At 64.5% G+C, this 10,461-nt stretch carries 11 protein-coding genes; 7 read left to right on the top strand and 4 right to left on the bottom strand.

Annotated elements, in window-relative coordinates; genetic code table 11:
* Positions 1–73: 73 nt before the first annotated feature.
* On the top strand, positions 74–1,408 hold the full coding sequence (locus ACTS2Z_RS10210; RefSeq protein ID WP_442573110.1) for a hypothetical protein: 1,335 nt from the start codon (positions 74–76) through the stop codon (positions 1,406–1,408).
* Positions 1,409–1,631: 223 nt separating this feature from the next.
* Here the strand turns inward: ACTS2Z_RS10210 and acnA are convergent, their stop codons facing one another.
* Positions 1,632–4,310, bottom strand: a complete 2,679-nt coding sequence (gene acnA / locus ACTS2Z_RS10205) for an aconitate hydratase AcnA (RefSeq protein WP_442573109.1) — start codon at positions 4,308–4,310, stop codon at positions 1,632–1,634.
* Between the two features lie 265 nt (positions 4,311–4,575).
* Here acnA and ccmA point away from each other — a divergent pair, with 265 nt between their 5' ends.
* The 5 genes from ccmA to ACTS2Z_RS10180 are packed head-to-tail and all read left to right on the top strand — an operon-like array spanning position 4,576 to position 7,387.
* Positions 4,576–5,187: a heme ABC exporter ATP-binding protein CcmA gene (gene ccmA / locus ACTS2Z_RS10200; RefSeq protein ID WP_442573108.1), complete on the top strand. Its 612-nt coding sequence runs from the start codon at positions 4,576–4,578 to the stop codon at positions 5,185–5,187.
* Entirely contained in the window at positions 5,184–5,852 is a 669-nt protein-coding gene (locus tag ACTS2Z_RS10195) for a heme exporter protein CcmB (RefSeq protein ID WP_442573107.1), read from the top strand. The genes ccmA and ACTS2Z_RS10195 overlap by 4 nt, the downstream gene beginning before the upstream one ends.
* 49 nt (positions 5,853–5,901) lie before the next feature.
* Positions 5,902–6,660 (top strand): heme ABC transporter permease, encoded by a 759-nt coding sequence (locus ACTS2Z_RS10190; protein WP_442573106.1) that lies wholly within the window; start codon positions 5,902–5,904, stop codon positions 6,658–6,660.
* Positions 6,660–6,824, top strand: coding sequence for a heme exporter protein CcmD (gene ccmD, locus ACTS2Z_RS10185; RefSeq protein ID WP_442573105.1), 165 nt, complete (start codon positions 6,660–6,662; stop codon positions 6,822–6,824). Before ACTS2Z_RS10190 ends, ccmD begins: the two co-directional genes overlap by 1 nt.
* A complete protein-coding gene (locus ACTS2Z_RS10180; protein ID WP_442573104.1) occupies positions 6,821–7,387 on the top strand; it encodes a DsbE family thiol:disulfide interchange protein in 567 nt (188 codons plus the stop codon). Before ccmD ends, ACTS2Z_RS10180 begins: the two co-directional genes overlap by 4 nt.
* A gap of 3 nt (positions 7,388–7,390) precedes the next feature.
* Here the strand turns inward: ACTS2Z_RS10180 and ACTS2Z_RS10175 are convergent, their stop codons facing one another.
* Positions 7,391–7,915 carry a MarR family winged helix-turn-helix transcriptional regulator gene (locus tag ACTS2Z_RS10175; protein WP_442573103.1) on the bottom strand — a complete coding sequence of 175 codons (525 nt, stop codon included), beginning with the start codon at positions 7,913–7,915 and terminating at the stop codon, positions 7,391–7,393.
* Between the two features lie 92 nt (positions 7,916–8,007).
* On the opposite strand from ACTS2Z_RS10175, the gene ACTS2Z_RS10170 reads away from it, so the two are divergent.
* Positions 8,008–8,583, top strand: coding sequence for an NUDIX domain-containing protein (locus ACTS2Z_RS10170; RefSeq protein WP_442573102.1), 576 nt, complete (start codon positions 8,008–8,010; stop codon positions 8,581–8,583).
* Here the strand turns inward: ACTS2Z_RS10170 and ACTS2Z_RS10165 are convergent.
* A complete protein-coding gene (locus tag ACTS2Z_RS10165; protein ID WP_442573101.1) occupies positions 8,577–9,704 on the bottom strand; it encodes a serine hydrolase domain-containing protein in 1,128 nt (375 codons plus the stop codon). The two genes, ACTS2Z_RS10170 and ACTS2Z_RS10165, sit on opposite strands and share 7 nt — an antisense overlap.
* 43 nt (positions 9,705–9,747) lie before the next feature.
* Positions 9,748–10,461 (bottom strand): DUF429 domain-containing protein, encoded by a 714-nt coding sequence (locus ACTS2Z_RS10160; protein WP_442573100.1) that lies wholly within the window; start codon positions 10,459–10,461, stop codon positions 9,748–9,750.

Below are 10,461 nucleotides of genomic sequence, written 5' to 3'. Positions count from 1 at the left end.
GACCGGCAGGTCACTTGCTTTATGAAACCGTCCCGCCGGGAGGGGCCGGCATCAGCGGGAGTTAATCCATATAATGAAACGTTTACTTGCCGGGGCGGTGATGGCGGCCGCTATCGGGGGCATGAGCCATGGTCAGGTCTCTGGCCCGGACCGACCGGTCTACTCACCTTTGGGCCAGTATGTTCGGGTGAACCCAGCCGTCAGCCTTGCCATGACCGACACGCAGGAGTTTGTGACCGGCGATGCGCCCTGGCTGCTGCGCTCCCGGCGTGCCGGCGTGATTGACACCAACACGCTGACGATCAGCGGGTATTTCAAGGCCGCCCATTTCTTCGAGTGGACCGATTCTGCGGGCAAGTTTCCGATCCTCAACCGCTTCCCGAACCAGCATGGCTCTGGCACGCGCAACGATGATTTTGTCGTCAATGCTGCCGGCATCGCCTTAACCGCGACGGCTGGCGAGTGGCTGACCGGCTATCTGCAATACGAGTATTCGGAAGTGACCTTCTCGGGCGACCAGAACCAGGTTCAGGCCCGTGAGTACTATGCTGTGCTGGGCAATCTCGATGTGTTTGGCGGCTATCTGGCCTATGGCCGCAAGACGATCGATTTCGGAGAGCAGACCGGCTACAACCCCTTCACTCACACGATCAACCAGCACTTCTTCTGGGCGCTTGCCGATGAGCCGGTGCTGGAACTCGGCTATATCGGCGATGACTGGCGCGTCTCGGCGACACTGGCAAGCGGCGACCGGATGCTGCGTACCGGCCAGACGCTTGATCGTACGGGTGGCCTTGGCTCGAACTTCGCCCTGAAAGCCGAGCGCGTGTTCCGCTTCGATGACTCGCGTGCCTTGCGGGTGTCGGCGAGCTATCTGCACGATACGATCTACAACAATAACTTCACCGCCCACACCTTTCAGGCAATCGACCGGTTCGGTCCGCCCAACGCGCCGCGCCCGCCGCGCGTCTATATCGCCGAGCGGGTGGGGCTTTGGGATGTAGCGGCGGAATACACCACCGCGCGCTTTGATCTGGCGGTCGAGTATACCCAGACCACGCGGCCCTGGGTGGCGGTGTCCTACAATAACGATACCGGCCAGCCTTTTGCCGGCACCCGCAATCTGTCCGCGCTGAGCGTGATGGGCCGCTACCGGACTGAGGTTGCCGGCCATGATGCGACCCTGGCGGCGGTGTTTTCCGGCTCGATCCTGGGGCCGGACGACACCGAGTTCGATGCTGTCTATCAGCACGTGCTGAGCGCGGAGCTGCACCTGAACCGCTTCATCGATCTGGGCGCAGAACTGGTCCTGAACGAAGGCTGGCAGCCCTTCGTGGGTATCCAGGACGTGGCCGATAGCAGTGTGCAGTCGCAGGCGCTCCTGATCGGGCTGACCGCGCGTTTCTGATTGCCAGCTGATACAGGCAGACATGAAAAACCCCGGACAGAAACGTCCGGGGTTTTTTGATGTTCATTCCGATGTACCCGGTTTCCTCCCCCGTTCACGGGGGAGGTGTCAGCGAAGCTGACGGAGGGGGGAGCTTGTTTGGGACTATCCCCCCCTCGGCCCTCCGGGCCACTCCCCCCGTGAACGGGGGGAGAAACCACGACAATGCTGAGTAGAAATCCCCCTACGCCGCGGCGCGCTGGCGCAGGACGTAGTGAAGGATGCCGCCATTCCTGAAGTAGTCGAGCTCGTTCTCGGTATCGATGGCCGCGCGAAGCGTCACCGATTTCTGCGTACCGTCTGAAGAGGTGATGACCGCCTTAACGTCGGCGCGCGGCGTGATCGCCGATACGCCGTCCAGCGTCACCGTCTCATCCCCCTTGAGCCCCAGCGAGGACCAGCTCTGCCCGTCCTTGAAGACGAGCGGCAGAACGCCCATGCCAATCAGGTTGGACCGGTGAATACGCTCGAAGCTCTCGGTGATGACCGCGCGCACGCCAAGAAGGCGCGTGCCCTTGGCCGCCCAGTCGCGAGAGGAGCCGGTGCCGTATTCCTTGCCGCCGAAGACGACGAGCGGACGGCTCTCCTCGGCGTACTTCATTGCCGCATCATAGATGGACATCTGCTCGCTGGACGGATGGTGGATCGTCACGCCGCCTTCGACACCGGGAACCATCTGGTTCTTGATGCGGATATTGGCGAACGTGCCGCGCATCATCACGTCGTGATGGCCCCGGCGCGCACCGTAGGAGTTGAAGTCGAGAGGCTCGACGCCGTGCGTCTGGAGCCAGCGCCCGGCGGGGCTGGCGGCCTTGATCGAACCGGCGGGCGAGATGTGGTCGGTCGTGATGGAATCGCCGAACAGGCCCAGAATGCGGGCGTCTTTCACATCCGCCGGCGGCGTGACATCGGTCGTCATGCCGGTGAAGAAGGGCGGATTGGCAACATAGGTTGAGTCCGGCCAGTCATAGGTCAGGCCCGAACCGCTCTCGATGCCCTGCCAGTATTCGTCGCCCTTGAAGACGTCGGCATAGCGGCTGGCAAACATGTCCGGCGTCACGGCCGAGCGCACGACTTCGGCAATCTCGGCAGAGGTGGGCCAGATATCCTTCAGATAGACCGGCTCGTTATTGTCGTCATACCCGATCGGGTCTTCGGTCAGGTTGATGTTCATCGTGCCGGCAAGGGCGTAGGCGACTACCAGAGGCGGGCTGGCGAGATAGTTCGCGCGCACGTCCGGGTTCACACGGCCTTCGAAATTGCGGTTGCCCGACAGGACCGAGCAGGCCACCAGATCACCTTCGGCAATCGCCTTGGAGATCTTTTCCGGCAGCGGGCCGGAATTGCCGATACAGGTCGTGCAGCCATAGCCGACAAGGTTGAAGCCGAGCGCATCGAGATCATCCTGCAGGCCTGCACGGAGCAGATAGTCGGTGACGACCTGCGAGCCCGGCGCCAGCGAGGTCTTCACCCAGGGCTGGACCTTCAGGCCGCGCTTGACCGCATTGCGGGCGACAAGGCCCGCACCCAGCATCACGGACGGGTTGGAAGTGTTCGTGCACGAGGTGATGGCCGCGATCACGACGCTGCCATGCCCGACCGAGTACTGCTCGCCTTCCACGCGCACCTGACGGGCGCCGTCTTCCAGCTTCTTGAACTCGGCGTCCAGCGTCTTGGCAAACTCGTCCGCAGCATCTCTCAGGGCCACGCGGTCCTGCGGGCGCTTCGGCCCGGCAAGCGACGGCTCGACAGAGGCAAGGTCGAGGTGGAGCGTGTCGGTATAGACCGGCTCATCCTTGCGGTCGGGGCGGAACATGCCCTGCACCTTGGAGTATTGCTCCACCAGCTTGACGCGCGAGGCATCGCGGCCCGTCGCGGCGAGATAGCCGATGGTCTCGTTGTCGACCGGGAAGAAGCCGCAGGTCGCGCCGTATTCGGGTGCCATGTTGGCGATGGTGGCGGCGTCTTCCAGCGACAGATTGTCGATGCCTTCGCCGTAGAATTCCACGAACTTGCCGACCACGCCCTTCTTGCGCAGCATCTGCACGACCATGAGCACCAGGTCGGTCGCCGTCGCGCCTTCAGGCAGCTTGCCGGTGAGCTTGAAGCCGATGACTTCCGGGATCAGCATGGAGACAGGCTGGCCGAGCATGGCCGCTTCTGCCTCGATGCCGCCCACGCCCCAGCCGAGAACCGCCATGCCGTTGACCATGGTGGTGTGGCTGTCCGTGCCGACAAGCGTATCGGGGAAGGCGTAGGTGACGCCGTCTTCTTCCTTGGTCCAGACGGTCTGGGCCAGGTATTCGAGGTTGACCTGGTGGCAGATGCCGGTGCCCGGCGGGACGACGCGGAAATTGTCAAACGCGCTCGCGCCCCATTTGAGGAATTTGTAGCGCTCGCCATTACGCTCGTATTCGCGTTCCACATTGCGCTTGAAGCTGTCGGCCGTGCCGAACACGTCGACCATGACCGAGTGGTCGATGACGAGATCGACCGGAACCAGCGGATTGACGCTCTTGGGGTCGCCGCCGAGTGCCTTGGTGGCATCGCGCATGGCTGCGAGGTCCACAACGGCGGGAACGCCGGTAAAGTCCTGCATCAGCACGCGCGCCGGGCGGTACTGGATCTCGTGGGAGGATTTGCCGGTCCTGGTCCAGGCGGCGACAGCTTCGATGTCAGCCTTGGTGACGGTGGAGCCGTCTTCGAAGCGCAGAAGGTTCTCCAGAAGCACTTTCAGCGTGTAGGGCAGCCTGGAGGCGCCCTCCAGGCCGTTCTTCTCGGCCTCCTTCAGGTCGAAATACATGTAAGACTTGCCGTCGACGGTCATTTCGCGGCGGCACTTGAAGCTGTCCAGAGAAGCCATGTCACATCCTTATCGCGGGTCTGCCTGGCCGGTTTGGGCGGGAGGTGAGGGACATCTCCGCTGGCCGGCCTGCGAGGCTGCAGGAAGACGGTTTCCAGCGGGTTGCGCATCTGATGCGTTTTCCGGCCTTCGAACCGCCTTTGGCGCGCCTTTTAGCCCTGCTTCCCCTGCGCTGCAATGGACCGGGGCGCTATTTCACCGCTGCATCGGCGATAATGCCCCATTCCGTGCCCGGCAATATTGCGCTAGGGCCACGGGGATGAGCATGTCCGGCAGCGTCATGGCGAGTGAAGCGCGTGTGGAGGGCCTTACCCTTTCACGGGGCGGGCGCGTTCTGGTGCGCGATCTTTCCTTCACCCTGCAGCCCGGCGAGGCGCTGGTGCTGACCGGCTCGAACGGTTCGGGCAAGACCACGCTCCTGCGCGCGCTGGCGGGCCTCGTCCGGCCCGATGCCGGCGCAATCGACGTTCCGAAAGTGAATTATCTGGGTCATGCAGACGGGCTGAAAGGCTCCGAGACCGTGCTGGACGCGCTGCAATTCTGGAGCCGTCTGGCCGGAGATGCGCATACCGGCGCGATTTCCGGCGTGGCTGATGCGCTGGATCTGCGCCCGCTCCTGCTGACGCGCTGCCAGCATCTCTCAGCCGGTCAGAAACGGCGCACAGCCCTCGCGCGCCTGATGCTTTCCGGTCCATGCGGCCTGTGGCTGATGGACGAGCCTGCCGCTCCGCTGGACACACGTTCGCGCGGCCTGCTCGCCGGGCTGGCAGCGCAGTTTCGCGCCGAAGGCGGGATGATCATTGCGGCCACTCATGCCGAACTTGGCTGGCCGGACGTGCGCACGCTGGACATGGGTTCCGGGGAGACGAGCCTTTGAGCGCGCTTGTCACTCTCTTCCGGCGCGAATTGCGCCTTGCCCTTGCCGGCGGGGGCGGACCGGCCGGGCCTGCTGCCTTCATGCTGGCGGCATTGGCGCTGGTTCCGCTAGGCGTCGGGCCGGACATGGAAGTTTTGCGCGCCGCCGCGCCGGGCGTTGTCGTCTTCGCGGCCTTGCTGGCAAGCCTGCAAGGGGCCGAGCGCATCTTCGCCGATGACCTGACGGACGGCACGCTGGAGCTTTATGCGCTTTCAAAGGTCAGCCTGACAGGGCTGGCCCTCATCAAGGCAGCAGCCTTTGCGCTCGGCGTGCTCTGGCCCGCGCCCTTCATCGGCTTCATCGCCGCCCTCGCCTACGGGATGGACGCGGCGAGCGCCGGCATACTCGCGGGCGGGCTGGTGATCGCCGTGCCGGGACTGGCGCTGGGTGCCGGATTTGCCGGATCGCTGGCGGCAGGCCTGTCTCGCGCGGGCCTGCTGATCGCGCTCATCGCTGCGCCCTTGCAGGTGCCGCTTCTGATCTTCGTGGCCGGAGCAGGGCGTGCGGCGCTGGAGGGGACCGGGCTTGCCGGTGCCAATCTGATGCTGGCAGCAGCGTGGAGCCTTGCCGCACTCGCTCTGGCACCGTTCGGCATGGCCGCAGCCCTGAAAGGGCGGCTGGAGTAGAAGCAGGGAAAAGGTGCGGCGCTGCGTCCGCTTGCGGAACAACGCCTCAATGTCTAGGTGGGACGCCATGTGGAGCGCCTTTGCCAATCCTGAACGCTTCGAGCGTCTTGCCGCGAGGCTCGTGCCGTGGTTCGGCTGGGCGGCGCTGATCCTGTTTGCTGTCGGCCTGCCCTGGGCGCTCGTATTCTCGCCCCCGGACTACCAGCAAGGCGACACGGTGCGCATCATGTATGTCCATGTGCCGTCGGCCTGGCTTTCCATGGCCGCCTATGCCGGCCTTGGCGGAGCGAGCTTTGTCTACTTCATCTGGCGGCACAACATTGCCGACCTCGCGGCGCAGGCACTCGCGCCAGTGGGGGCGGTCTTCGCCTTTCTCACCCTCGCCACCGGCTCGATCTGGGGCCGGCCCATGTGGGGCACGTGGTGGGAATGGGATGCGCGCCTGACCTCGATGCTGGTCCTGTTCCTGCTCTATCTCGGATACATGGCCCTGCGTGCCGCCATCGAGGATGAGCGCCTTGCGGCACGGGCAGGCGCCATTCTGGCCATGGCAGGCCTCATCAACCTGCCGATCATCAAGTTCTCGGTCGACTGGTGGAACACGCTGCACCAGCCCGCCAGCGTCATCCGGCTGGATGGGCCGACCGTTCATGCGAGCCAGCTCTGGCCGCTGCTTGTCATGGCGCTGGCTTTTACCGCGCTGATGACGGCTGTTGTTCTGATGATGGTGCGCAATATGAGCCTTGCCCGCCGCTATGAGGCGCGGGTGCGTCAGTCCTTGCGTGCCAGCGCACCGGGAGGCGCGTGATGGCCGAGTTTCTGGACATGGGTGGGCATGCCGTCTGGGTGTGGAGCACCTATGCGCTGTCGCTTGGCGGGCTGGCCTTTGTGATCTGGCTCGCCCGCCGTCAGCGGCGCAAGGCAGAGCACTGGCGCGCGCTCGCAGAGGCCAGTGAGGGGCCGCGCCCGTGAACCGGCTCGTCATATGGGCGCCTCTGGCGTCCATCGCCGTTCTGCTGGTGGTCTTTGCCATCGCACTGACCGGCCGACCCGAAGGCACGCCGGGCGATCCTATGGTGGGCCGCGAACTGCCCGACCTGCCGGTAACGGATTTCGGTGAGGGATTTGCCGCCTATGATCCCGTGACGGCAGACGGCCCCTATCTTCTGAATTTCTGGGCAAGCTGGTGTGCGCCCTGCCGGATCGAGCATCCGCTCCTGATGGAGCTGGCCGGGGACGGCGTCACCATTCACGGCATCACCTATGCCGACAGGCCGGAGAATGCGCGCGCTTTCCTTGCAGAGCTTGGCGATCCGTTCACGGCGCTTGCCGCCGATCACGAGCGCCGCGCCGCGCTGGAGCTGGGTGTTACCGGCGCACCGGAAACCTTCATCATTGATGGAGAGGGCGTCATCCGGGCGCGCTGGCGCGGGGCGATAACGCCGGAAATCTGGCAGCAGCGGCTGGAGCCAGTCTGGCGGACGGTGCTGGAAGACGCAGAAGAGTCGCCGGACGCAGCGGCGGGCGCGCGCTAGCGCCTACTTCTTCTTTTTCTTCTTTTTCTTCTTGTCCTTGTCCTTGGCGTCCTTCTTGGCCGCCTTGTCCTTCGCCTTTTCTGCCGTTTCCGGATCAAGCGCGCCGGCTATGCGCACCAGCGCATCGACGAAATTCGCCCGCTTGTTCTTGGCGAGCGCAGACAGTATGGCCTCGTCAGCGGCGGTCGCTCCGTCGACGGCGGTCTTGTAGAGGGCCTGACCGGCCTCCGTCATTTTCACCGCATTGGCGCGGGCATCGCCCGGTGCCTTCTCGCGCGCGACAAGGCCGCGCGTTGCCATGCGGCTGACAAGCTCGGCGAGGGTCGAGCGGTCAATCCCGGTGCGCTGGACAAGCTGGGTCTGGGTCTGCCCGTCCGCCTCGGCAAGGGCGCTCAGAACAGCGAACTGGCGCTGGGTGATCTCCACCCCGCCGGTGGCACTGGCAAAGCGTTCGGCCGCGACCTGCTGGGCGCGGTGGAGGAGCTGTCCCGGTGACGCAGCCAGATCGAATTGGCCCTTGTCGCCCATGTGATCCCCTTTATCCGAAGTCTGATCTTCGGGCAGCCTACATCGAAAATGTCACGGTTCAATGTCATTTCCGTCCTGATACGGAACGAGGCATGGTGAGACCGGCAGGCGAGAAGGAGACAGGCGTAATGGCAAAGCGGCCCGCAGATTTCGAGGCGGTCATTCCCGAGGGCGATAACCGCACGCGCAATGTATGCCGCACCTGCGGTTTCATCGATTATGTGAATCCGAAAATCGTGGCCGGATCGGTGGTGGTGAATGATGCTGGCGAGATATTGCTGTGCAGGCGCGCCATCGAGCCGCGCGCAGGCTTCTGGACGCTGCCCGCCGGCTTCATGGAGCAGGGCGAGAGTGTCGAAGATGCCGCCCGCCGCGAGGCGCATGAGGAAGCGCTGGCCGACATCACCATCGAGGATCTGATCGGGGTCTATTCAGTGCCGCGCATCTCGCAGGTGCAGATATTCTTCCGCGCACGCCTGGCCAAGCCGGAGATAGCCGCCGGGCCGGAGAGCCTGGAGGTTGCCTTCTTTGCGCCTGATGCGCTGCCCGAGGGGGAGCTTGCCTTCCCGTCGGTACGCTGGGCCATCGACGACTATCTCGCGCGCAAGGGCCAGAGCGGTGTCGCGCCTGCCATGCGCACGCAGGCCAAGGGCATCACGCCCTACTGATAGGCGGCCTCGATCAGGCGGATGGCACGCGGATCACCCACCAGCACATCCATCTGCCGGTTCATCACATAGGCACCGGAGAAACCGGTCACGGGATCGGCAAACGCGCAGGAGCCGCCAAACCCGTAATGGCCGACAGTGGCTGGTTCAGGACCGAACCAGCCGGAATCGCGGTTCAATTTCATGCCTGCGCCAAAGGCGATGTCGAAGGGAAGAACCCTGTCCTCTCCGGCAACCCGGATTGCCATGGCCTCGGCGATCACGTCCGGGCTTACCAGCCTTTCCCCGCCCAGCATGCCCGTGTTGGCAAACGCGCCCATAAGCTCGGCAAGGCCGCGCGCCGTGGCATGGGTGTTGGCAGCGGGGAACTCCGCGGAACGCCATTCGGCAGCGCCGCGCCGTCCGGGTGATGACCAGGCTTTCAGGAAGGCGGCCTGCTTTTCGGCGTTCATCTTGCCCAGATGGGGCGGGCGCGGTGGCAGGACGTGTTCAGCGGCGCGGACATGTTCGGCTTCGGGCAGGCCGATATGCACATCGATGCCGCGCGGACCTGCAATGATCTCGCGCAACAGGCCGCCTGTCGTGCGCCCATCCGGGCCTGCGCGCCGCAAGGCCGCGTCCACGAGGAAGCCGAATGTGATCGGATGATAGCCACTGCCCTCCCCGTGGGGCCACATCGGCGCCATGTCGGCCAGGCGGTCCTCGATCAGGTCCCGGTCGAACCAGTCGGACGGCTCCATGGGTTCTGGAAAGCCGGGAAGACCTGCCTGATGCGATAGCGCATCACCAAACGTGACGGCCGATTTTCCGTTTGCGGAAAACTCCGGCCAGATGTCGGCAAGCGGCGTTTCATAGGAGAGCCAGCCCTGATCGACCGCCCAGGCCGCGACGAGAGCCGTGATCGCCTTGCCAGTGGAGAAGACCGGAACGAGCGTGTCTTCCTGCCAGTCTTTTGTGCGCGCACGGTCGGCGTGCCCGGCCCAGATATCGACGCGCTTTTCACCTTTCTCAAAAAGGGTGAAAGCTGCGCCAATCTCGTTGCCTTCGGCAAAATTGGCCTTCATGGCGTCGGCGACGGCTTCGAAGCCGGGGGCGACCTGTCCGTGTATGGTAATGCTCATGAATAAAGCGGGTAGCGCGCCCGGTCCCGGCAATCAAGCGCGCTTAGAGCACGATGCGCATGGGAAGGCCGCGCGCATCCACTGGCGGGTCTTCGGGAAGACTTTCCGCCTGCCTGCGCAGTATCCGCAAGGCGGTCACCGCGCACATGGCCGCATCCAGCACATCGTCCGGGGCGCAACGGGTCCTGGGATAGGGGTGCGGATCGAGAACATCATTCGAAACGCCATGGCGGGCCAGCAGGGCAAGGCGCTCGGCCCGGCCTTCAGCGGTTTTCTTGCCATGGGTGAGGGCCGCGCCATTCAGACGGGCAAAGCCTGCCTCGGGATGGGTCTCGAAAACGCGCGCCGAAAGGGCAGGCGTCATTACCGCATCCACCTCGCGCAGCTTGGCAAACAGTCCAAAGCTCTGCGCGGAGAGGCCGGGTCCGCCCGCAGCCCGGTTCAGGGCGATGGCCTCGGCATGGGTGCGGGCGGCAAGCGTTCCGCGCAAGGGCGAGGAAAAGACGCTGGAGGCGCGGCCCTTGAGGATTTTCCGGGCGAGGCGCTCACATTCCCTGCCAGCGCCGCTGGGCGAAGTTTCAAAGCCGATGGGAATGTCGATCGCGATGATGGCCGGGTTTTCGGGGGTCTCCAGCGCTTCGCGAAGTGTCGCAAAGAGCTGCACGCGCGGCGGCGTGCGGCCTTCGGGGTCGAGCAACACGCCGACCCAGCCAGCCTTGCAGCCGTCAAGCCCCATGACTGTCTGCGCAGGTATCAT

It is taken from the genome of Glycocaulis sp., from assembly GCF_052168375.1.
In the GTDB taxonomy this organism is placed as follows: domain Bacteria; phylum Pseudomonadota; class Alphaproteobacteria; order Caulobacterales; family Maricaulaceae; genus Glycocaulis.
Note: the sequence above shows the minus strand (reverse complement) of the source record. Positions and strands in the feature narration are given on the sequence as shown.

Bases quoted from the DNA above. Each gene is read 5' to 3' on its own strand.
- ACTS2Z_RS10210 (WP_442573110.1), top strand. From the start codon at position 74: ATGAAACGTTTACTTGCCGGGGCGGTGATGGCGGCCGCTATCGGGGGC.
- acnA (WP_442573109.1), bottom strand. From the start codon at position 4,310: ATGGCTTCTCTGGACAGCTTCAAGTGCCGCCGCGAAATGACCGTCGAC.
- ccmA (WP_442573108.1), top strand. From the start codon at position 4,576: ATGTCCGGCAGCGTCATGGCGAGTGAAGCGCGTGTGGAGGGCCTTACC.
- ACTS2Z_RS10190 (WP_442573106.1), top strand. From the start codon at position 5,902: ATGTCTAGGTGGGACGCCATGTGGAGCGCCTTTGCCAATCCTGAACGC.
- ccmD (WP_442573105.1), top strand. From the start codon at position 6,660: ATGGCCGAGTTTCTGGACATGGGTGGGCATGCCGTCTGGGTGTGGAGC.
- ACTS2Z_RS10175 (WP_442573103.1), bottom strand. From the start codon at position 7,915: ATGGGCGACAAGGGCCAATTCGATCTGGCTGCGTCACCGGGACAGCTC.
- ACTS2Z_RS10170 (WP_442573102.1), top strand. From the start codon at position 8,008: ATGGTGAGACCGGCAGGCGAGAAGGAGACAGGCGTAATGGCAAAGCGG.
- ACTS2Z_RS10165 (WP_442573101.1), bottom strand. From the start codon at position 9,704: ATGAGCATTACCATACACGGACAGGTCGCCCCCGGCTTCGAAGCCGTC.
- ACTS2Z_RS10160 (WP_442573100.1), bottom strand. From the start codon at position 10,461: ATGATACCTGCGCAGACAGTCATGGGGCTTGACGGCTGCAAGGCTGGC.